This window comes from Streptococcus pluranimalium, from assembly GCF_002953735.1.
GTDB lineage: Bacteria > Bacillota > Bacilli > Lactobacillales > Streptococcaceae > Streptococcus > Streptococcus pluranimalium.
In genome coordinates this window covers 1,987,834-2,011,126 of sequence record NZ_CP025536.1, presented here as the reverse complement: position 1 = coordinate 2,011,126, position 23,293 = coordinate 1,987,834, and the positions used below count along the sequence as shown (strand labels likewise).

Below are 23,293 nucleotides of genomic sequence, written 5' to 3'. Positions count from 1 at the left end.
CACCTGCTATGAGCTTTCTAGGCTTATGTGAAACGAGCTACGGCATTAAAACATTACAGATAATAAAAGGCTGGGACTCTTGTTCCAGCTTTTTTAGTTATTAAAAATATAAAGTTTTTTTAGTTTATGATAATCAATGATATATGTTTGATGCCCTATCTTTTCTAAATACCCTTCTTCTTGAAATTCCTTAAAAATTTGTAGAAGATGACGATAACTTACCCCTAAATAATCAACGATTGTTGTATGTTTTTCACAATAAATCTGATGATGCGATAAGTCAATAATGAGTGTTGCCAAACGATATTTGAGTTGATACCCTTGATTCTTGATTAAATGATTCGTTCTTTCTAAAAGCTTCTTTCCGATAAATTGACTTAGTTCTTTCAAAAAATAAGGATCGTTTAAAAGCTTGGAGGTTACCACCTTTTTTGGAATTGCTAGAACTTCTACTGTACCAATAGCAGCAACGTATTTTGTTTTTTCTTCAATTTCTAAAAAGGTCAATTCCCCAATCCAATCATTTTGGTTTAAAAAATGAAGTAGGATTGTTTTTCCGTTTTCAGTGTTGTGATATATCTTTGCTCGACCCTTCAGAATATAAAAGAGATAGTCAAGATTTTGATTTTCTTGAATGATTGTTTCGTTGTTATTAAAGGTTAATACTTTACTTTGGTCCAATATTGAGACGGGTAGCAATTCTTGAATAGGAGATGTCATAATGATTCCTTTTTATATGAGATTTCTCATATTTATTTTACGCTAATAAGGCTAAAATAGAAACTGAAAAGGAGGGACTTATGATAAAAAAGACGATATTATCATTTTTATTTTATATGATTTCGGCACTTGGGATTAGTTTAACAATCAAGGCGGATATTGGTGTTAGTAGCTTCAATTCCTTCAATGTTGCTGTAGCAGAACTATTTGACATAAAAATTGGAACAGTGACGGGAATCATTAATGGTTTATTTTTGATCACCAGTTATTTTCTTGATAAGAGAAAAAGTTTTAGGGATTATATTTTGATGGTATTCTCAGTGCTATTCTTAGGTTACGCTATTAATTTTTTTGTTTATGATATCTTTATTGATTTGTTATTCTCTAACTATATTATGAAAATTGTTGTTTTCATTACGGGTACCTGCATTGCTGGCTTTGGAACGGGAAGAATAATCCATTTTGGAATATTAATTTTTCCAATAGAAAAATTCTGTCAACTGATGTCTTCATTGACAGTAAAGGAATTTTCAAGCTATAGGTATGGCATTGATATTATTTGTGTCACATTATCCGTGCTAATTTCTATTGTGTTTCATCAACCGATAGTGGTCAGAGAGGGAACTATAATTAGCTTAGTTTTATTATCTTATATTATTGGGAGAAGTAAATAAGATTGTTGTGGAGATGTCAGTATTAAGTATGATTAGAATAGTAGTCTCTAGCATATTATTCTGTAAAACGATTTTCTAAACTAAATCTTATCTATTAGTCATTAAAATGATAAAAACCTCAAAATATCCAAAAAAAATGAAAATCTATTTCTATTTTTAGTGTATAATAGAGAAAAAAGTCGAGAGGATCTGAATATGAAGGTATTATTAAAATTAGGAATTAGCTTATCATGTGTCTTGCTATTAAGTGCTTGTCATACTAAACCTGAATCGAATGCTAGTAAGACTTTCAAACGATCTAAGAAAACGACTCAGTCATCCAAAAAAACGGTGACAAAATCGACATCTGATCAATCTGGTGCTACAGAGCCATCAAGGTCACAGTCAGAGGAAAATGATTTAAAAGATTATGAGGCTCTATATGCAGATACACTCTCTAAAATTGCTTCAGATATTAATAATGTCAGCCATTATGCCTTTTATGATATTGACAAGAATGGCAGCAAGGAGTTGTTTACAGGGACAGATGTTGGCAACGGTATTCATCCGATAGCTCTGTATTACCTCAAAAATAACGTTTCTACCTATTTAGCACATTCAGAAGTTGCTTCAGGTGGTGGTTATCGTTCTAGTTTTGAAGTTAATGCAGATGGAACGGTTACTCGTCTCGAATGGACATCTCATCAGGGAAAAGGGAGTTTGCAAAAGATACGCCTAAATCCTGATAATAGTGGTTTTACCACAGTCGAGGAAAAAGCGATTATCATGGGTTCAGAAGAGCAGCAAGCAAGTATGGCTGAAAATCCTATAGACCTATCAGGCTTAAACTGGCAGGTATTGAGCAAAGAAAATGTAGCCACCTCCGAAACAACAATCCCTGATTCTACTTCGACGAGCTATACTTTTGAACACTTAGTTGGTACTTGGAAAAATGCCAAGGGTGATGAAATTACTATTTCAGCTGATAAAATGGTAACGATGAATGGTTCCCAAGGACAGGCAGGTGATCTTTCAAATACTAACAATCATTGGGGAACAGGTGTACAGCCTATTGGTAGCCGTTCAGGAGGGTATGGCATTCGCTACCTACCAGTAGGTGATACTGCCTCAAATAAAGATCAGTCAGATAAGAGTAAAGAACGCCTTTTGGTTGGCCAGTATGACAATAGTGGCAATACGAACGAGTATTTCTATCGCGTAGATTAAAAACAGAGAAAAAAGAAAAAGCCTAGAAACATTGGTTTCATAGGCTTTTTAAATTCAATTATTTAACCTCAGTAAACACAACGTGCTTACGCAATTTTGGTGAGTATTTTTTCAATTGAAGACGGTCTGGAGTGTTACGTTTGTTTTTTGAAGTAAGGTACAAGCGTTCACCAGATTCTTTGTGTTCAAGTGTAATGTTTACGCGCATGGTATCTCCCTTCTATTATTTAGCTTCGTTAGCTTTAGCGATTTTACGTCCTTTGTAGTATCCTTTAAGTGATACACGGTGAGAACGTGAGTAATCTCCAGTAGTTTCGTCAAATTTTACAGTTGGAGCTGTTAATTTGTAGTGCGTACGACGTTTGTTTTTCTTCGCTTTTGAGGTGCGACGTGCAGGTACTGCCATTTTGGTTTCTTCCTTTCGATAAGTAAATATTCAGGGACTTATAGATTTACCTTAATGTTACCATTCTTGGTATTCAATCTGCCCAGTTAATATAGAGATGAATTTTCATCAACTATAGCATGATAACATATCTTTTTTGTAAAGTAAAGTTACTTGACACTTTTTTTGAGATGTTAAGTATAGTTTCCACCTATGACTTAATATAATAAAGTTATATTTGTCACTTATAGCTGGCTTTGTTATCCTAGACTTATATGCGATAGTATTCGCCCTGCTAATTCTAGAAAAGAAAAAGAGGTAAGTCTATGTCTAAAGTACAGCATCATTTTGATCATGTCGGTTCTTATTTGCGTCCAGCCAAGCTCAAAGAAGCTCGCGATCAGTTTGCTAGTGGCGAGATTTCTCGCGAGGAATTGCTTGACATCCAGGATGAATTGGTTAAAGACTTGGTTCACCATGAAGTTGACAATGGTTTGAAAGTTGTTACTGACGGTGAATTCGGTCGTTCTTGGTGGCACTTGGATTTCCTGTGGGAACTGACAGGTTATGAAGCTTACTTACAGGAGGACTCTTACAAGTTTCACGGTGCCAACACACGGACGACTAACGTTCGTGTGGCTGGTAAAATTGCGGAAAATCCTGACCATCCCTTCTACCGTGATTTTGAGTATTTGAAATCAATTACGCCAGAAGGTGTGACGCCTAAAATCACCATTCCAAGTCCATCTATGGTTTTCCGTGATGGTCGTAGCGACTTAGCCTTGGATTTTTATGACAGTCGTGAGGACTACCTAAATGACTTGGCGCAAGCTTACCATGACACTATCCAACGTTTTTATGATTTGGGAGCACGTTATGTGCAGTTGGACGATACGACTTGGGCATTTTTGATTGCCAAATTAAACGAAACCAGTGGCGATGAACATGATAGTTATCGTGCGCAAGCTCAAGAAATCGTGGACACTATAAACAAAGCCCTGACGGGCTTACCAGAGGACTTGACCCTTGCTACGCATATCTGTCGAGGGAACTTCAAGTCTACCTACCTATACGAAGGTGGCTACGATGTGGTTGCCAAGTACCTGGGACAACTCAATTACGATATTTTCTTCTTAGAATACGATGATAACCGCTCAGGTGACTTCACACCCCTTGTGGATATCTGGAATCACCGTGACCATGTCGAACTGGTTCTAGGTGTTATTACATCAAAAGACCCTACCTTGGAAGATGTGGACAAGATTATTGCTCGTCTTCAAGAGGCATCTGTCTATGTACCATACAAAAATCTTGGCATTTCAACCCAATGTGGTTTTGCCTCAACTGAAGAAGGCAATGTATTGACCGAAGAGGACCAGTGGCAAAAACTTAACCTTATCAAAACCATCCGTGACAAAGTATGGGAGTAAAACAGCCCAGTGGGCTGTTTTAGCCCGCGAGCCTAGAAATAAGAAGCGAGAGGTTCGGACCCCAGTGAGCTGTTTTAGCCCGCGAGCCTAGAAATGAGAAGCTCTAGGGTCCATAAAAAGAAAACGAACTTTTTGGCTAAGTAAAAGCTACCTTGTTGTTTGAAAAAGGAAGTAAAAATAGAGCCGCAGAAAAGAGCTCTAATAGTCTATCTCTGTAATCTAACAGGGACGAACAGTAAGAAAACACAAGGATCGAATTATCCTTGTGTTTTTGAATATGCTTCAATTTAATCTTTTAAATGGTAGGAATAGGATGAAATAACGATACCTTCATGCCATCGTAAATAATATTTGAGGCGCAGGCTCATTTGATTATGAAGGAGTTTTTGCCAAGATCTTTTAGGAACAAATTGAGGAATGAGCACAGTTAAGGTTTGATGCTTGTCTTTGGCTACTTGGCTACATTTGCGAACATAATCAACGGTTGGCTTGATGATGTCACGATAGTCAGAATCAATTATCACCAGCTCGGTGCTTGGGTATTTTGCTTGGAACTCACGGATGATTTCAGCATCTTTATCTTGCGTTTCTTTGGTTGAAATATGGAGTGCCGTGACCTGTGTTCCAATCGCATTGGCATAACTGAGCGCTTGGGCAGTAGCTTGTGTCATATTTCCCAGAAGTACTAAAACCTGATTTCCAGTAAAGGTAGCTGCTTCTTGCTCTTCTTCTTGTAGGCGCAATTGCTTAGCGACTTGCACGTAATGTTTATGGATAGCTATAAACAGAAACATTAGGAGGGTAATAATCGGGAAAAAAGGCCAGATATCTCTCATACGAAAGGCCAGTAGAATCGCAATAATACCATAGCAAATGATAGCTCCAAGGATGTTTGCAATGGCTTTTTTAAGGTAATGTTTGCCAGATTGTTTTTTCCAATAGACGATCATTCCTGTTTGCGCAAGGGCAAAAGGAATAAAGACACCAATCGTATAGAGTGGGATGAGAGCTTCTGTGGAACCGTTAAACAAGAAAAGTAAGAGAATGGCACCGACTGCAAGTGTGATAATACCGTTGGAATAACCTAAACGTGCTCCTTTTTCCAAATACAGGTGTGGCATGTATTTGTTTTTGGCCATATTATAGGCTAGGACAGGAAAGGCTGAAAAGCCAGTATTAGCAGCCACTGCCAGAATCATAGCTGTTGCTAATTGGAAAACATAGAAGAAAGCTTGACCTAGAGCATTATGACCAAAGACAACTTGTGCGATTTGGGCTAGTATTGTCACATTTTTTGAAGGGATGATGCCTAACCAATAGTTGAGGAAGGTAATTCCAATGAACATAACTCCCAAAATGCTGGACATGATAACCAGTGTTTCAACGGCATTTTTAGTTTTAGGTTTCTTGAAAAATGGGACGGCATTTGAAATGGCTTCAACACCAGTTAGAGATGCCGAACCACTGGTAAAGGCACGTAATATCAAGAATAGACTAATCCCGCTTGTTGGGCTACCAATTTTTGCTGTTGCATGGAAGGCAAGGTTCCCTGTCATGATATTAATCACACCAAAGACAAGCAGTAGAAGGATTGCCCCAATGAAAAGATAGACGGGGATAAAAAGCGCAGTGGCGGATTCGTGTAGGCCACGCAGGTTCATGAGCATGAGGACGAGAACTAAGACGATGGAAATTTCTAGGTTGACGTCTTTAAGTCCAGGAAAGGCGGAGGTGATGGCATCAGCGCCTGAGGCTACCGATACGGCTACGGTTAGCATGTAGTCGATAAGGAGGCTACCACCAGCTAGGAGGCCTAGTTTTGGTGAGAGATTTTCGGTAGAAACCATATAGGCACCACCACCGTTGGGATAAGCGTGGATAACCTGGCTGTAGGAGATGGTCAGACTGATAAGGAGAATGAGGACACCGATTCCGATAGGAAGGGACCACCAGATAGCACCAGCCGAGAGAGCAGTCAGGACCAAGATAACCTGTTCGGGACCGTAAGCAATGGATGAAAGAGCATCACTGGACAACATGGCGAGGCCTTGTAACTTGTTAAGTAAATGACTGTCACCGTTCCCATCGTCAGATTTGAGGGGTTTCCCCAATAGGACGTTTTTGAACAATTCGAACACCCTAGTTTCCTCCTGGAAAGTTATTGATAAGGCATTATAGTCCTATTTTTTCTGAAAAGCAATAGCTTTTTAAAAATATCTTTTCAATTAGTTTTAAGCTATAGAATAGTGATGTTATGGCTTAGTTTGAGCTTATAAATGGAGTCGATTAATTAAGAATACAGTCGAAAATTTGATAGAATCATGTTAGAATAATAGAGATTAATAGCAGAGAAAGGATAGGTCAGATTGTGTTTTGAATTGAACGCGGTCTAAACCCCTCGGAAAAAAAGATCAATCGCTTTGAAAATCAGGATTTTCAGCGATTACCGATTTTTCAGTCGGATTTGACGACCTTTGTATCTTAGATTATGAAACTTCAAAAACCTAAAGGAACGCAGGATATTCTTCCTGCAGATAGCGCCAAATGGCAATACGTTGAAAATTTTGCGCGTGAGACCTTTAAAAAATACAATTACGGTGAAATTCGCACGCCAATGTTTGAACATTATGAGGTCATTTCACGCTCAGTTGGTGATACAACGGATATTGTTACTAAGGAGATGTACGATTTCCATGATAAGGGTGATCGTCACATTACCCTTCGTCCTGAAGGAACAGCTCCTGTTGTGCGTTCTTACGTAGAAAACAAGCTCTTTGCACCAGAAATTCAAAAGCCTGTCAAGATGTACTATATAGGGTCTATGTTCCGTTACGAGCGTCCACAGGCAGGTCGCCTGCGTGAATTCCACCAAATTGGTGTTGAAGCCTTTGGATCAAGCAACCCCGCGACAGATGTAGAGACCATCGCCATGGCTTATCAGCTCTTTACAGAACTTGGCATTAAGGATGTCGTTCTCCATCTCAATAGTCTTGGCAATACAGAGAGCCGCCAGGCCTATCGTCAAGCTTTGATCGATTACTTGACACCTATGCGTGATAGTTTGTCTAAGGATAGCCAGCGTCGTTTGGAGGAGAATCCTCTTCGTGTCTTGGATTCTAAAGAGAAAGAAGATAAGATTGCGGTGGAAAATGCGCCGTCTATCTTGGATTTCTTGGATGAGGAGAGTCAAGCGCATTTCGATGAGGTTCGTGCTATGCTAGAAGCTCTTAACATTCCTTACGTGATTGATACCAATATGGTTCGTGGACTAGATTACTATAACCACACCATTTTTGAATTCATCACAAGGATTGACAAATCTGAATTGACTATTTGTGCCGGTGGTCGCTACGATGGTTTGGTTGAGTATTTCGGTGGCCCGGAGACACCTGGTTTTGGTTTTGGTCTCGGTTTGGAGCGTTTGCTCATGATTATTGACAAGCAGGGGATTGAGCTTCCCATTTCATCAGAAATGGATCTTTACATCGCCGTTTTAGGGTCTGAAGCTAATAGCAAAGCTTTAGAGCTTGTTCAGACTGTTCGAGCACAAGGCTTTACAGCAGAACGTGATGTTTTAGGACGTAAAATCAAGGCACAATTTAAGTCAGCAGATGTCTTTAAAGCTAAAACAATCATGACTTTAGGTGGTAGCGAAGTTGAAGCTGGGCAAGTCACCCTCAAAAATAATAGCACTCGTCAGGAAGTTACCGTTAGCTTTGAAGAGATTAGTCGTAACTTTGCGGCTGTCCTCGAACAATTACTCTAAAGATATTCCAAGAAAGTCCCTCTGATATGGTGGGACTTTTTCTTATATTTTGGTACAATGATATGGAACGATACGCCTCGCGTATGAAATACTGATACATGGAGAAAAAAATGACTGAACGTAGTATGTATGCTGGTCGTGTTCGTAGTGAACACATTGGATGGGAAATTACCCTCAAAGGGTGGGTGGGTCGCCGTCGTGACCTAGGTGGCTTGATTTTTATCGATTTACGTGACCGTGAGGGGATCATGCAGTTGGTGATTAATCCTGGAGAAGTTTCAAGTGACGTGATGGCAACTGCTGAAAGCCTTCGTAACGAGTGCGTTATCGAGGTTACAGGAACTGTTGAAGCTCGCCAACAAGCCAATGACAATCTGGCGACTGGTGCAGTTGAGTTGAAAGTAAGTGCTTTGACGGTACTAAATACTGCTAAAACAACACCTTTTGAAATCAAAGATGGTGTAGATGTTTCTGATGATAATCGTCTGAAATACCGTTACTTGGATCTTCGTCGTCCAGAAATGTTGGAAAACTTCAAGCTACGTGCTAAAGTAACGCACTCTATTCGTAACTACTTGGATGAGCTTGAATTTATCGACGTTGAAACACCAATGTTGACCAAGTCAACTCCAGAGGGAGCACGAGATTATCTTGTGCCATCTCGTGTCAGCCAAGGTCATTTTTATGCCCTTCCACAAAGTCCGCAAATTACTAAACAGTTGCTCATGAATGCTGGCTTTGACCGCTATTACCAAATTGTTAAATGCTTCCGTGATGAAGACTTACGTGGTGATCGTCAACCTGAGTTTACACAGGTCGATTTAGAAACGTCCTTCCTCAATGAGCAAGAAATTCAAGATATCGTTGAAGGTATGATTGCTAAAGTCATGAAAGATACTAAAGGAATTGACGTTACCCTTCCTTTCCCACGTATGGCTTATGATGATGCCATGAACTGTTATGGTTCTGATAAACCAGATACCCGTTTTGACATGTTGTTGCAAGACTTGACAGAAGTTGTCAAAGATGTTGATTTCAAGGTTTTCTCAGAAGCTCCTGCGGTCAAAGCCATTGTGGTTAAGGAAAATGCGGATAAGTATTCTCGTAAAGATATCGATAAGATGACTGAATTTGCTAAACAATTTGGTGCTAAGGGTCTTGCATGGATCAAAGTGACAGATGGTGCGATTGCTGGTCCAGTTGCTAAATTCTTAACAAGCATTGAAGATAAGTTAACAGATGCTTTACAACTTGAAGAAAATGACTTGGTGCTCTTTGTTGCTGATAAACTTGAAGTAGCCAACGATACACTTGGTGCTTTACGTGGCCGAATCGCCAAAGAACTTGACATGATTGACAACTCTAAATTCAACTTCCTTTGGGTGGTTGACTGGCCAATGTTTGAATGGTCTGAAGAAGAAGGGCGCTACATGTCAGCCCACCACCCATTCACTTTGCCAACGCAAGCGTCAGCTCATGAACTTGAGGGCGAATTGTCCAACGTTCGTGCTGTCGCATATGACATTGTTTTGAATGGTTATGAACTCGGTGGCGGTAGCCTCCGTATCAACCAAAAAGACATGCAAGAACGTATGCTTAAAGCACTCGGATTTACAGAAGAAGATGCCTATGAGCAATTTGGTTTCTTGTTAGAAGCTATGGATTATGGTTTCCCTCCACATGGTGGCTTGGCTATTGGTCTTGACCGCTTTGTCATGCTTTTGGCTGGTAAGGATAATATCCGTGAAGTGATTGCCTTCCCTAAAAATAATAAAGCAACTGACCCGATGACCCAGGCACCGAGCGTAGTTGCTGATAAGCAACTTGAAGAATTAGCCTTACAATTACAGTTAAATGACTAAAAAAACGACTTTTCTTAAAAAAATAAGGTACAAGATAAACGTTGTTGCCAAGCGATTTGGTTTGTGGCGTACTTTACGAAGTATTTCTAAAGAAAAATATGCAGAGAAGATTTCAGCTTCTCTGCTTTATGGTATGTTGTCTAGTATCGCTGTGAATTTCTTTTTCCAGCCTGGGCATGTCTATTCTAGTGGTGCAACGGGTTTGGCGCAGGTCATTTCCGCTTTGACAGAGAGAAGTTTTGGGCATGCAGCTCCAATTTCTTTGACCTTTTATGCGGTCAATCTTCCGCTTTTGATTTTGGCTTGGTACACTATTGGACATAAGTTTACTGTTTTTACTTTCATCTCTGTTTCCATGAGTTCCTTCTTTATTTATCTTATGCCACAAGTGACCTTGACGACAGATCCCTTGATTAATGCTATTTTTGGTGGCTTATTCATGGGATTGGGTGTAGGAGTTGGACTTCGTTCTAGAATTTCCAGTGGTGGTACCGATATTGTTTCTTTGACGATTCGTCAAAAGACAGGGCGCAATGTTGGGAGTATTTCCCTCATCGTCAATGGGGTCATTATGATTTTTGCTGGAATTCTTTTCGGTTGGCAATATGCTCTTTATTCTATGGTTACTATTTTTGTTTCTAGTCGTGTTACAGATGCTGTATATACTAAGCAAAAGAAAATGCAGGCCATGATTGTGACATCAAGACCTGATCGTGTAGTGGCTATGATTCATAAGAAATTGCACCGTGGAGTAACCTCTATTAATGATGCTCAGGGGACCTATAAAAAGGAGGATAAGGCAGTTCTTTTAGCTATTATAACTCGGGAAGAATATACTGACTTTAAACAACTTATGGCAAAAGCTGATCCGCGAGCTTTTGTCTCCATATCAGAAAACGTCCAGATTATCGGAAGATTTAATGATGATTAGAACAGTCTGGGGATAGACTGTTCCAACCTGATTCCAGAATTGAAAGAGCGATGCTGTTAGGAGTTATCTGTTTTAAATCAGACTCGGTAATGGTAAAAACAAAGATACTTTAAAAGTTTTTAAATTAGGCTAAAATGGGACAGCATTCAGTGGTTTGTCTGATAAATATTTAGGTGAGTTTTCTCTATTTGAAGATTCTTAAATAGAATAGTAAAAGGAGCTTTTTGCTCTTTTTATAAGGATAAAATATGATTATCAAAAAGAGGTATCAATATGAAGTTTAGGTGGCATTTGTCAGATAGCATTCATCTGATTTGGATTACGTTGGGTGTAGCGTTATATACATTTGGTTTTGTGAATTTCAACATGGCAAATCATCTTGCTGAAGGTGGGGTCGCAGGGATTACCTTGATTCTCCATGCCCTTTTTGGTGTAGATCCTGCTTTATCATCATTGCTCATTAACCTGCCCTTGTTTGTCTTAGGAGCTCATGTTTTTGGCAAAAAATCACTGCTATTAACCATTTATGGAACGGTGACCATGTCAATATTTATATGGATTTGGCAACGTGTTCCAATTGAGTTGGGATTGCAGGACGACATGATGTTGGTCGCGATTATAGCTGGTATTTTTGCAGGGACAGGTAGTGGGATTGTCTTTCGATATGGTGCTACGACTGGCGGAACAGACATTGTTGGTCGCGTTTTGGAAGAAAAGATGGGGATGAAACTGGGACAAACCTTACTTTTGATTGATGTTTTGGTTTTATCATCCTCCTTAGTTTATATCGATTTCAAACACATGCTTTATACCTTGATAGCTAGTTTTGTATTTAGTCAAGTTTTGACAGTTGTGCAAAATGGTGGTTACATGGTTCGTGGTATGCTGATTATCACCAAGGAATCAGACAAGGCTGCTTCAGCTATTTTACAAGAAATTAATCGAGGGGTAACTTATTTGCAAGGTAAGGGTGCCTATACTGGACGTGGTTTTGATGTTCTTTATGTCGTTTTGAATCCTAATGAAGTTCGTGACGTCAAAGATATTTTGGCAGAACTAGATCCAGATGCCTTTATTTCAGTTCTAAATATCGACGAAGTAGTGTCTTCGGATTTCAAAATTAGACGAAAAAATTATGATAAATAGTAAAAAAGAAGGTTGACAGAGTTGTCAACCTTCTTTTAAATGATATAAGCTTATCTAGCTTCCTTACTTGCATCATAGTCAACACCGATGATGGTAACATCGATATTGCCACGTGTCGCTTTAGAGTAAGGACATACTTTATGAGCTTTTTCACCGAGCTCTTTAGCTTCATCTGCTGATTTACCATCAACAGAGACTTCGATTTCAACGCCGAGTTTGAAATCAGGACCGTCTGCTTTGAGAAGTTGTGTGCGTTGGGTAATCATTGATTTAGCTTTGATACCTTCTAGTCCAAGGACAACTTCCAAAGCACTATTGAAACAAGCTGAATAACCAAGTGCAAACAATTGTTCAGGATTTGTACCATTGCCATCGCCACCCATTTCTTTAGGGCTTGAGATTGTGACTTGAAAACTACTGTTTTCAATATAGCTAATACCGCTACGACCGCCAGTGTTAACAGCAGAAGTTTCATAGATTTTTTGATAATTTGACATATCAGTACCTCCTATTTCTAACCTCATTATAACATTTTCATCATCAAAAGGCAGATGATGTGATTAGAGGTTTGAGTAAATCTACAAAAGCTTATACTAAAGGATAGAGTAGGTTGACATCCTTGTCAATGTCTTTCTTTTGATCTCGCATTTTTTAATGATATATTACTAATTTATCTCCATACGATTAGTTTTATAAAAAACACCCCAATGGTTAGATGTGATGTCTAACATTTGGGGTGCAGTCTACAAGACGTGATTTTTAGCTTATTACATTTCATTAGGTGCTTCAACGCCAAGGAGACGAAGGGCTTCTTTGAGGACAGTTGCGGTTGCGTATGAGAGAGCAAGACGACTGTCACGTTCTGGATTGTCATCCAGAATGCGTGTGTGCGCGTAATATTTGTTAAAGCTTTGGGCCAAGTTGATAGCGAATTTCGCAATGATTGATGGCTCATAGTTATCTGAGGCACGTCTGATAACGCGTGGGAAGTCTTGAATTAACTTGATAATTTCCCAGCTTTCGTTGTCAGAGAGGCTATAGCTGGCTTCTGTTGTTGGTTTGAAGTCTGCTTTACGCAAGATTGACTGGATACGAGCATGAGCGTATTGAACGTAAGGTCCTGTTTCACCCTCAAAAGAAACCATGGTATCAAGGTCAAAGTCATAACCATTCATACGGTCTGTTTTGAGATCGTAGAATTTGATAGCTCCAACACCAACAGCATGTGCAACAGCTTCTTTGTTAGGAAGGTTAGGATTTTTAGCATCTATTTGAGATTGCGCACGACTAACCGCTTCAGCGATAGTTGGCTCAAGAAGGATGACATTACCTTTACGAGTTGATAATTTCTTACCTTCTTTGGTAACAAGTCCAAATGCTACGTGGTGCATATCATCTGACCAGTCGTAATCCATTTCTTTCAAAACAGCTTTGAGTTGTTTGAAGTGGGCAGACTGTTCATTTCCAACAACGTAGATGGATTGTGCAAAATCATAAGTACGTTTACGGTAAAGAGCTGCAGCCAAGTCACGTGTGATATAGAGTGTTGCACCGTCTGATTTTTTGATAAGAGCTGGATGTTCAATACCATATTCTTCAAGATTAACCACTCGGGCACCTTGCGATTCTTGAAGGAGCCCTTTTTCTTCTAGAAGATCAACGACTTCGTCCATCTTATCGTTGTAGAAGGCTTCGCCATTGTAAGAATCAAAGTCAACATCAAGTTCTTTGTAAAGGCGGTTAAATTCTACTAGACTTTCGTCACGGAACCATTGCCAGAGAGCAACGGCTTCTTCATCCCCAGCTTCCAATTTGCGGAACCATTCACGAGCTTCTTCATCAAGCGATGGATTGTCTTCAGCTTCAGCATTGATACGAACATAAAGTTTTAGAAGTTCTGCAATTGGGTTGGCTTCGACGGTAGCTTGGTCTCCCCATTTTTTGTAGGCAACAATGAGCATCCCAAATTGTTTACCCCAGTCGCCGAGGTGGTTAATACGAACAGGTTTGTAGCCCAATTTTTCAACGATATTAGCCAAACTATCAGCGATAACGGTTGAACGTAAGTGACCAATTGAGAATGGTTTAGCGATATTAGGGCTAGACATGTCAAAAGCGATATTACGACCTTTCCCAAGGTTTTGGTCAGCGTAGTGGCTACCATGTTCAATGACATCAGAAAGGACTTGTCCTGAAATTTTTGCTTTGTCCAGGAAGAAGTTGATGTACGGACCAACAGCTTGGACTTTTTCAAAAGCAGAAGCATTGATTTGTTCAGCGATTTCAGCTGCAATCATATTTGGTGCTTTACGCAAGACTTTCGCTAATGAAAAAGCTGGAAAGGCAAGGTCTCCCATGCTAGCATTTTTAGGTTTTTCAAGTAAATTTTCAATAGCTTCTTGATCCAAGTCTGTTAAGACCTTGGAGAGTTCTGAAGCAATTAATTGTTTATCTGTCATGATATCTCCTGTTATTTTTTTCTCACAACTATTTTAACATATTTTTAGCTAAAACTTGGTAGTCTAGGGGAATTTATAGGAAATTTGATAAATGCTGAAAATAGCATTTTTTTTTGATATAATTTTAGTACGAGTTTGATATAGAGGATGTAACATGAGTAAAGTACAGCGACAAGAAGAAATAAAACGTCTTATCGAAAACCATCAAATAGGGACACAAGAAGAAATCAGGGCTTACCTTGAAGAAAAAGCTATCTTTGTGACTCAAGCAACCTTGTCACGCGATTTACGTGAAATTGGTTTGATAAAGTTGCGTAGCGAAGACGGCAAACTTTATTATAGTTTGACAGATCATGTCACAGGTCATTTTGGGAGTCAAATAGCTCCTTTGATAAATAAAATAGCTAAAGTACAATTTATGTTAGTGCTAAGTACCAATTTGTGGGAAGTAGACGTGTTGGCCAATGCGATTGATCAAGAAAATCGAAAAGATATTTTAGGTACCGTTGCGGGAGCAGATACCCTCTTGGTCATTTGTCAGAATGAGGAGACTGCAGAAGCAATTTACCAAGATATCTCAGCACAACTGTAGAAGGATTAACCATGGTAAAAGAAAAAATTTCTCCTGGCATGCAACAGTATCTGGATATTAAAGCTGACTATCCAGATGCTTTTTTACTTTTTCGCATGGGGGATTTCTATGAATTATTCTATGAGGATGCGGTCAAGGCGGCTCAGATTTTAGAGATTAGCTTGACTAGTCGTAATAAAAATGCTGAGAATCCGATTCCGATGGCAGGTGTTCCCTATCATTCTGCTCAAGCCTACATCGATGTTTTGGTAGAAATGGGTTATAAGGTCGCAATTGCTGAGCAGATGGAGGATCCCAAGCAAGCTGTTGGTGTTGTTAAACGTGATGTTGTTCAGGTGATTACTCCGGGGACGGCAGTGGATTCGAGCAAGCCAGATAGTGCCAATAACTTTTTGGTGTCATTAGACTTTGACGGTAATCAGTACGGACTTTCCTATATGGACTTGGCAACTGGTGAGTTTATGGTTACGCTTCTGACTGACTTTCTAACAGTCAAAAGTGAAATCCAGAATCTTAGGGCGAAAGAACTGGTTATTGGTTTTGAACTGACAGATGAGGACAAGGAAGTCTTTGTTAAGCAGATGAATTTGATTTTATCTTATGAAAGTCAAGTTTTTGAAGACAGCGATTTGATTTCAGATGATTTGAATACTCTGGAACAGGCCAGTGCTTCAAAGCTACTTTCTTATGTGCATCGGACTCAAATGAGAGAACTCAAGCATATTCAGACCTTGGTGCATTATGAGGTTAAGGATTACCTACAAATGACCTATGCTACTAAGTCTAGTTTGGATTTACTGGAGAATGCTCGCACTGGGAAAAAACATGGAAGTCTTTTTTGGCTCCTTGATGAGACCAAGACAGCCATGGGAATGCGTCTCTTGCGCCAATGGATTGACCGTCCGCTTATCCGTTTTGAAGACATTGAAGAACGCCAGGATATTATTCAAGCCTTTTTAGATGATTTTATCAATCGTAGTGATTTAACGGAAAGTCTAAAAGGGGTTTATGATATTGAGCGTTTGGCCAGCCGTGTGTCCTTTGGAAAGGCTTCTCCTAAGGATCTTTTACAATTAGGAAATACCTTGGCAAAGGTTCCAGTTATAAAAGCTGTTTTATCAGCTTTTGAAGTCGATATTATTGACAAGGTTGACGGTGAGATTGACAGCATTCCTGATTTAGAATCTTTGATTTGCTTAGCTATTGACCCAGATGCCCCTGCGACCATTTCAGAGGGTGGTATTATTCGAACTGGCTTTGATGAAACCTTGGACCACTATCGTAAGGTCATGAAAGAAGGACGAGCTTGGATTGCGGATATTGAAGCCAAGGAACGTCAAGCTTCTGGTATCTCTACCCTTAAAATCGATTATAATAAAAAGGATGGTTACTATTTCCATGTGACCAATTCTAATCTATCACTTGTACCTGATTATTTCTTTAGAAAAGCAACCTTGAAAAACTCTGAGCGCTTCGGAACAGCTGAATTAGCTAAGATTGAGGGGGATATGCTTGAGGCACGTGAGCAATCTGCCAATTTAGAATATGAGATTTTTATGCGTATCAGAGCGCGTGTGGAAACCTATATCGATCGTTTGCAAACCTTGGCAAAAGTTTTAGCAAAGGTTGATGTCTTGCAAAGTTTAGCGGTCGTGGCTGAAACCAATCATTATGTACGACCTATCTTTAATGACCAACATCTTATTGAAATCGTTGAAGGACGACATGCGGTTGTTGAAAAAGTTATGGGAACTCAAGTTTACATTCCAAACAGCATCCACTTTGACCAAGAGACCTGTATTCAACTGATTACGGGCCCCAATATGAGTGGTAAATCAACCTATATGAGGCAGTTAGCCTTGTCAGTAGTCATGGCTCAGATGGGTGGTTATGTCGCAGCTGAGACCATCAATTTACCTATTTTCGATGCTATTTTTACTCGTATTGGTGCTGCAGATGACCTGATTTCAGGGCAATCAACCTTTATGGTGGAAATGATGGAAGCTAATCAGGCCATTAAACGTGCAACTGTAGACTCTCTAATTCTCTTTGATGAATTGGGGCGTGGGACAGCAACTTATGATGGAATGGCTTTGGCACAGTCTATTATTGAGCATATCCATAACAAGATTAAGGCAAAAACTATGTTTGCTACGCATTATCATGAGTTGACAGACTTGTCAACAACATTGACAAGACTTGTCAACGTCCATGTTGCAACCTTAGAAGAGAAAGGAGAGGTGACCTTCCTCCATAAAATCTCGGAAGGCCCAGCTGACAAGTCTTACGGTGTTCATGTGGCTAAGATTGCTGGTTTACCGTCTTCTGTCCTAACAAGGGCTGATCATATCTTGCAAGATTTAGAGAGCCATTCGGCGACGTTAAAAACAGAGTCTCAATCTGAGTCTATGGCAAATCATCTTGTGGAAGAACCAGTAGGGCAACTCTCTCTTTTTTCAGATGAGGCTTACTCAGAATTAGCGGCTCGACTTGAAGAAGTTGATGTTCTCAATCTGACACCAATGGAAGCTATGAATACCTTATTCGAATTAAAAAAACTACTATGATGGTTTCTAAAAAACCTCAAAAGAGTCTGGGCAAAAAGTCCAACCTTTCAAAATAGAGTTCGTTTTAACATCCTAACGCAGTGGTTGAATGGCTGTTTCGTTCGCGCGTTACGCTCGGAGCTAGACCTAGAACCGTAGATAAAAGCTATGCTTTTTCTATCTGAAACCTCAAAAGATCTAGGAGATCTTCTGAGCTATGCAGGGTGGGAAAACGAATCTTTTTTAGTTAAAGGGGGTCTTTATGCTTCCCTTTTTAATGTCCAAGATGACTGCCTATTTGTGATATAATAGTTAGCAATGTAAAGCGAGGTCAGTATGAGTAGAATTATTGAATTACCAGAAATTTTAGCCAATCAGATTGCTGCTGGTGAGGTCATTGAACGACCTGCTAGTGTTGTCAAAGAGTTGGTGGAAAACGCCATTGATGCAGAAGCCAACCAAATCAGCATTGATATTGAAGAATCTGGACTGCAAAAAATTGTTATTACCGATAATGGCATCGGAATGAGTCGTGATGACCTAGAGTTGAGTTTACGTCGTCATGCCACCAGTAAAATCAAAAATCAGGCTGACTTATTTCGTATTAGAACGCTAGGGTTTCGCGGTGAGGCCTTACCTTCCATAGCCTCTATTTCCTATTTGACCATGGAAACTGCAAGCGAAGATGAGGCTAGCGGAACAGCCTTATTTGCAAAAGGTGGTCATATCGAGTCTATTGAGACAATTTCACGTCCCAGAGGGACTAAGATTTCGGTTGAGAATCTCTTTTACAATACACCTGCTCGTCTAAAATACCTAAAAAGTTTGCAGTCTGAATTGGCGCATATTGTAGATATTATCAACCGATTGAGTTTGGCTCATCCTGATATTGCTTTCACCTTAACTAGTGATGGCCGCCAGGTTACTCAGACCGCTGGGACAGGGGATTTAAGACAAGCTATTGCGGGCATTTACGGTCTTAACACAGCCAAGAAAATGGTTGAGATTTCGACAGCTGATTTAGACTTTGAAGTTTCGGGCTATGTTAGTTTGCCTGAGTTAACACGTGCCAATCGTAATTATATTACGCTTTTAATCAATGGGCGATACATCAAGAATTTCTTGTTAAACCGTGCCATCTTGGATGGCTATGGCTCCAAGTTGATGGTGGGACGTTTTCCGATTGCTGTCGTTGATATTCAGATTGACCCTTACCTTGCTGATGTTAATGTCCATCCTACAAAGCAAGAAGTTCGCATTTCAAAAGAGCGTGAATTGATGGCCTTGATTAGTACAGCCATTAAGGAATCGCTTAAAGAACAGGATTTAATTCCAGATGCTTTGGAGAATTTAGCTAAATCAGCTACTCGTAAAGCCGACAAACCTATTCAAACTAGCTTGTCATTGAAACAATCTAATATCTATTACGATGCTGAGAAACAGGATTTTGTTGAAAGACCAAGTGTTTTAGAAGAGCCTGTTCAATTTGACCGAGTCGAAGTTGACGACGTTGACAACCACGTCAATCAAATTGACAACCCTGACAAAGTTACTGTCAACCAAAGTCCCAATATCAAATTTGCAGAGCGTAACCAAAATTTTCTTGAAAATGAAGAACATGGTAGTCTTGATTTTCAAAATAAAACCAAAATCAATCGCTTAATTGAAAACTTAGAAAATGAAGAAACGTCAACTTTTCCAGAATTAGATTATTTTGGTCAGATGCATGGAACCTACCTCTTTGCCCAAGGTAAGGGCGGTCTTTATATCATCGACCAGCATGCTGCTCAAGAACGGGTTAAGTATGAGTACTATCGTGATAAAATCGGTGATGTTGACAGTTCGTTACAACAACTTTTAGTACCTTACTTGTTTGAATTTTCCGCGGCTGACTTTTTGAATTTACAAGAGAAAATGCCCCTTCTGAATCAGGTTGGTATCTATCTTGAAGCCTATGGGGATAACACCTTTATCTTGCGTGAGCATCCTATCTGGATGAAGGAAGAGGAGATTGAGTCTGGGGTTTATGAGATGTGTGATATGCTATTGTTGACTAATGAGGTTTCAATCAAAAAGTATCGAGCTGAACTTGCTATCATGATGTCTTGTAAACGATCAATCAAGGCTAATCACATTATTGATGATTATTCTGCACGAAATTTAATTTACCAATTGTCTAAGTGTCAAAATCCTTATAATTGTCCACATGGACGTCCTGTTTTGATTAACTTTTCATCGTCGGATATGGAAAAAATGTTTAGAAGGATTCAGGAAAATCATACCAGTTTAAGGGATTTAGGAAAATATTAGGTTTACAATATTGTCAACTTAGTTGTAAAGGGAGATTATGAAAGAATTTTTTACCCTGCCCAAGCAATTGCAGTGGCGGGAAGAATTGCGCTTTATTTCTATCATTTTAGGAAGTGCTATTTTTCCGTTTATGTCCATGTATTATGTTCAGTATTTTGGAGCTTTTATCACGGGTTTACTCGTTATTGTGACGCAGGTTGTTAGTTTTATTGGCATCTTGTACGGTGGACATTTATCGGATTCACTAGGTCGTAAAAAAGTAACGGATCTCGGCAATTTAGGGGTCTTACTGGGTTACGTATTAACAACTTTTGCTAATCTCCCAGGACATGTTGAGCCTGTTTTGACGTTTGTGGGGATTTTTATTGTAGAAGTGGCGTCCAATTTTGCCCATCCTGCTTATGAAGCTATGTTGATTGACTTGACGACCGAGGAAAATCGTCGCTTTGTCTATACAATCAACTACTGGCTGATTAATGTAGCTGTTATGATGGGAGCAGGCATTGCAGGTGTTTTCTATGACCATCATTTCTTCGAATTGCTTCTCGTCATGACAGCTATTGCAGCCTTTTCATACCTGATTATGCTCTGGAAATTTGAAGAAACGCGTCCAGAAGATTTTGTTTTTGCTCATGGTCGAGGAGTATTGGCTACTTTTAAAAATTATAGCGAAGTTATCAAAGATAAGACTTTCATGGTTTACACTATGGGAACCATCCTCTTTGCGGCAGTTTGGGGACAGATTGATAACTACCTGCCGATTCACTATAAAACCTTGTATCAGGAAACTGATCTCTTTGGCATTATTATCAGTGGACCTAAGTTGCTTAGTTTGGCAGTACTTATCAACACCGTCCTGATTGTCCTTTTGATGACGACATTTAACCGTTTGACAGAGAAAATGAAACTGTTGCCTCAGTTGATATTAGGAGCTAGCACTTTTGCGACAGGGATTTTTGCGGCACTTACTTTCAAGACCTTGCTACCAATCATGCTTGCAGCGGTGGTTTATACAATAGGTGAGATGATTTACATTCCAGCAAGTCAGGTCCTCCGTGTCAAGATGATGGACGAGAACAAGATTGGCTCTTACTCAGGTTTTCTAGCCATTTCTCAGCCTTTGGGGATGATTATTGCTGGTGCTATGGTCTCGCTCAGCGATTTTACGGGGGTATTAGGGGTTCAGTTGACCTTTATCATTATTGCCTCGCTAGGACTTTATCTTATGGTGCATTCTGCTAAGTTGCATCATCTTTCTTAAGGAGAATTCATGTACGATTATATTAAAGGAAAATTGACGAAAATCACCGCTAAGTTTATTGTGGTCGAAGCAGGTGGTTTGGGTTATATTATCTATGTAGCCAATCCCTACTCTTTTTCAGAGAGTGTCAATCAAGACGTTCAAATTTACTTACACCATGTGGTTAGAGAAGACGCTCACCTTTTGTTTGGTTTCCACTCTGATGAGGAAAAAGACGTCTTTCTCAAGCTGATTTCGGTGTCAGGTATTGGGCCAATGACGGCTCTTGCTATTGTAGCTGTGGATGATAATGAAGGTCTTGTTAATGCTATTGATAACAGCGACATCAAGTACCTTATGAAATTCCCTAAAATTGGGAAAAAGACAGCCCAGCAAATGATTCTTGATTTAGCTGGCAAATTTGTTGATGCCCCAATGGAAAATGGTAAGGCGCCTAAAACTAAGACTGTTGCGACCAATGAACAGTTGGATGAAGCTATGGAAGCCCTCTTGGCACTTGGTTACAAAGCAAGTGAACTCAAGAAAATCAAAGCCTTCTTTGAGGGAACTAATGAGACAGCAGAACAATACATTAAATCAGCTCTTAAAATGCTGATGAAATAATAAGAAGTAGAGCTGTAAAACGATGGAGGTTTCACATGAAACGTTGTTCTTGGGTTAAAGCATCAAACCCTCTGTATATCGCCTACCATGATCAAGAGTGGGGTAAGCCACTTCATGAGGAGCAGGCTTTGTTTGAGTTGCTCTGCATGGAAACCTATCAGGCAGGTTTATCATGGGAAACTGTTCTCAATAAGCGTCAAGCTTTCCACGACGCCTTTTATGATTATGATATGGAGAAGGTAGCTCAAATGACAGATGACGAACTGGATAAACTATTGGAGAATCCAGCCATCATTCGTCACCGTCTGAAATTGTATGCAACCAGATCAAACGCGCAAGCTTTTTTAAATATTCAAAAAGCTCACGGCTCGTTTGATCATTATATCTGGTCCTTTGTCGATGGTGTTACTGAAAATCATGACGTGCCAGATTATCGTCAAGCGCCAGCTAAAACAGAGTTATCAGAAAAAGTGTCTAAGGCTCTCAAAAAAGCAGGCTTCAAGTTTGTAGGACCTGTCGCTGTTCAATCTTTTCTTCAAGCAGCCGGATTAGTCAATGACCATGAGAATGATTGTGATTGGAAATAATATTTAGCTTTAGAGAGTCATATGTAAGTCAACCCCATTTGATTGCAGCTAATCGGTCAAGAACGAAATCCCTTGATGTCTCTAAAGGCAATTGATCCATTTAAAGATAAGAAAAACCAGTCCAGCAAGCTTGCTGGACTGGTTTTAGGTGATTAGTTTTATTAGGAAATAGGTGATCAAAAATCCTAAGATACCAGCAAGTAAAAAATGTAGTGATTTAAAAATCATTTTGTGCCGTTTAATATCTTTTGAAAGGGCACTTGGTTTTATTTTTCCAGCCATGAAATCCGAAATCTCTTGATAGGTTTCTAGATTGTAATGCAGCTTGATTTTTTCGACTTGACTTGCTTTTAAAATTAGCCAAGGACTGCACACAATCAGCGCAGCGATGAGACCATCCACTTGGAAAAAGTAAAATAATGCAATCGTTGTCGCTATAAACCATAGAATAGCCAGTGTCAATTCACTAGCTAAGGTATTGAAGTAATCTTGTGTTCTCATTTTTAAGGTCCTCTCTATTTGAGATAAGTCATCTTTTAAGAGTTGTTCGACTGTTAAGTCAAATAGGTGAGCTAGTTTTGTGATGCTTTGCAGATCAGGATAAGAGTAACCGCGTTCCCAGTTGGAAACGGTTTGTCTGGTAACATAAACCTTGCTTGCTAGTTCTTCTTGAGTGAGATTCTGGGTAGTTCTTAACTGATAGATATGTTGACCAATTTTCATGATTTGCCCTCCTTTACTATGACTTTATTATAGTTATTTTGCTAGGTTAAAGCTAGCAAATCTTTTTAACATGTCGTAATTCAAAAGGTTAG

The 23,293-nt window shown here is 39.5% G+C and carries 20 protein-coding genes; 13 read left to right on the top strand and 7 right to left on the bottom strand.

Going from position 1 to position 23,293, the window contains the following annotated elements; genetic code table 11:
- Positions 1-93 precede the first annotated feature (93 nt).
- The gene (gene yeiL, locus C0J00_RS10140) at positions 94-720 is read right to left on the bottom strand and encodes a transcriptional regulator YeiL (protein ID WP_104968737.1); all 627 of its coding nucleotides are present in this window, start codon (positions 718-720) and stop codon (positions 94-96) included.
- A gap of 80 nt (positions 721-800) precedes the next feature.
- Between yeiL and C0J00_RS10135 the strand changes: the two genes are divergently transcribed.
- A complete protein-coding gene (locus tag C0J00_RS10135) occupies positions 801-1,394 on the top strand; it encodes a YczE/YyaS/YitT family protein (protein ID WP_104968736.1) in 594 nt (197 codons plus the stop codon).
- A gap of 195 nt (positions 1,395-1,589) precedes the next feature.
- A complete protein-coding gene (locus C0J00_RS10130; protein WP_104968735.1) occupies positions 1,590-2,600 on the top strand; it encodes a hypothetical protein in 1,011 nt (336 codons plus the stop codon).
- A gap of 58 nt (positions 2,601-2,658) precedes the next feature.
- On the opposite strand, the gene rpmG is transcribed toward C0J00_RS10130, so the two are convergent.
- Positions 2,659-2,808 (bottom strand): 50S ribosomal protein L33, encoded by a 150-nt coding sequence (gene rpmG, locus C0J00_RS10125; protein WP_001265622.1) that lies wholly within the window; start codon positions 2,806-2,808, stop codon positions 2,659-2,661.
- Positions 2,809-2,823: 15 nt separating this feature from the next.
- Positions 2,824-3,006 carry a 50S ribosomal protein L32 gene (gene rpmF, locus C0J00_RS10120; protein ID WP_018380522.1) on the bottom strand — a complete coding sequence of 61 codons (183 nt, stop codon included), beginning with the start codon at positions 3,004-3,006 and terminating at the stop codon, positions 2,824-2,826.
- A 305-nt stretch (positions 3,007-3,311) separates the two neighbouring features.
- Here rpmF and C0J00_RS10115 point away from each other — a divergent pair, with 305 nt between their 5' ends.
- On the top strand, positions 3,312-4,415 hold the full coding sequence (locus C0J00_RS10115; RefSeq protein WP_104968734.1) for a vitamin B12 independent methionine synthase: 1,104 nt from the start codon (positions 3,312-3,314) through the stop codon (positions 4,413-4,415).
- A 287-nt stretch (positions 4,416-4,702) separates the two neighbouring features.
- On the opposite strand, the gene C0J00_RS10110 is transcribed toward C0J00_RS10115, so the two are convergent.
- A complete protein-coding gene (locus C0J00_RS10110; protein ID WP_104968733.1) occupies positions 4,703-6,553 on the bottom strand; it encodes an APC family permease in 1,851 nt (616 codons plus the stop codon).
- Positions 6,554-6,903: 350 nt separating this feature from the next.
- On the opposite strand from C0J00_RS10110, the gene hisS reads away from it, so the two are divergent.
- The 4 genes from hisS (at position 6,904) to C0J00_RS10090 (ending at position 12,120) form a co-directional block, all read left to right on the top strand.
- Positions 6,904-8,181, top strand: a complete 1,278-nt coding sequence (gene hisS / locus C0J00_RS10105) for a histidine--tRNA ligase (RefSeq protein ID WP_104968732.1) — start codon at positions 6,904-6,906, stop codon at positions 8,179-8,181.
- 110 nt (positions 8,182-8,291) lie between these two features.
- Positions 8,292-10,043 carry an aspartate--tRNA ligase gene (aspS, locus tag C0J00_RS10100; RefSeq protein WP_104968731.1) on the top strand — a complete coding sequence of 584 codons (1,752 nt, stop codon included), beginning with the start codon at positions 8,292-8,294 and terminating at the stop codon, positions 10,041-10,043.
- Positions 10,036-10,974: a YitT family protein gene (locus C0J00_RS10095; protein WP_104968730.1), complete on the top strand. Its 939-nt coding sequence runs from the start codon at positions 10,036-10,038 to the stop codon at positions 10,972-10,974. The genes aspS and C0J00_RS10095 overlap by 8 nt, the downstream gene beginning before the upstream one ends.
- 273 nt (positions 10,975-11,247) lie before the next feature.
- On the top strand, positions 11,248-12,120 hold the full coding sequence (locus tag C0J00_RS10090) for a YitT family protein (protein WP_104968729.1): 873 nt from the start codon (positions 11,248-11,250) through the stop codon (positions 12,118-12,120).
- Between the two features lie 50 nt (positions 12,121-12,170).
- Here the strand turns inward: C0J00_RS10090 and C0J00_RS10085 are convergent, their stop codons facing one another.
- Both C0J00_RS10085 and argS read right to left on the bottom strand, forming a co-directional pair.
- Positions 12,171-12,617 (bottom strand): organic hydroperoxide resistance protein, encoded by a 447-nt coding sequence (locus C0J00_RS10085; RefSeq protein ID WP_104968728.1) that lies wholly within the window; start codon positions 12,615-12,617, stop codon positions 12,171-12,173.
- A 270-nt stretch (positions 12,618-12,887) separates the two neighbouring features.
- A complete protein-coding gene (argS, locus tag C0J00_RS10080) occupies positions 12,888-14,579 on the bottom strand; it encodes an arginine--tRNA ligase (RefSeq protein WP_104968727.1) in 1,692 nt (563 codons plus the stop codon).
- 154 nt (positions 14,580-14,733) lie between these two features.
- On the opposite strand from argS, the gene argR reads away from it, so the two are divergent.
- From argR to C0J00_RS10050, 6 genes are all read left to right on the top strand, one after another.
- The gene (argR, locus tag C0J00_RS10075) at positions 14,734-15,171 is read left to right on the top strand and encodes an arginine repressor (RefSeq protein WP_104968726.1); all 438 of its coding nucleotides are present in this window, start codon (positions 14,734-14,736) and stop codon (positions 15,169-15,171) included.
- A gap of 11 nt (positions 15,172-15,182) precedes the next feature.
- On the top strand, positions 15,183-17,738 hold the full coding sequence (mutS, locus tag C0J00_RS10070) for a DNA mismatch repair protein MutS (protein WP_104968725.1): 2,556 nt from the start codon (positions 15,183-15,185) through the stop codon (positions 17,736-17,738).
- Positions 17,739-18,053: 315 nt separating this feature from the next.
- Positions 18,054-20,027, top strand: coding sequence for a DNA mismatch repair endonuclease MutL (mutL, locus tag C0J00_RS10065; RefSeq protein ID WP_104968724.1), 1,974 nt, complete (start codon positions 18,054-18,056; stop codon positions 20,025-20,027).
- A gap of 37 nt (positions 20,028-20,064) precedes the next feature.
- The gene (locus C0J00_RS10060; protein ID WP_104968723.1) at positions 20,065-21,288 is read left to right on the top strand and encodes an MDR family MFS transporter; all 1,224 of its coding nucleotides are present in this window, start codon (positions 20,065-20,067) and stop codon (positions 21,286-21,288) included.
- 9 nt (positions 21,289-21,297) lie between these two features.
- Positions 21,298-21,891, top strand: a complete 594-nt coding sequence (gene ruvA, locus C0J00_RS10055; protein ID WP_104968722.1) for a Holliday junction branch migration protein RuvA — start codon at positions 21,298-21,300, stop codon at positions 21,889-21,891.
- A gap of 35 nt (positions 21,892-21,926) precedes the next feature.
- Positions 21,927-22,478: a DNA-3-methyladenine glycosylase I gene (locus C0J00_RS10050; RefSeq protein WP_104968721.1), complete on the top strand. Its 552-nt coding sequence runs from the start codon at positions 21,927-21,929 to the stop codon at positions 22,476-22,478.
- Between the two features lie 144 nt (positions 22,479-22,622).
- Here the strand turns inward: C0J00_RS10050 and C0J00_RS10045 are convergent, their stop codons facing one another.
- The gene (locus tag C0J00_RS10045; RefSeq protein WP_104968720.1) at positions 22,623-23,201 is read right to left on the bottom strand and encodes a helix-turn-helix domain-containing protein; all 579 of its coding nucleotides are present in this window, start codon (positions 23,199-23,201) and stop codon (positions 22,623-22,625) included.
- Positions 23,202-23,293: the final 92 nt, after the last annotated feature.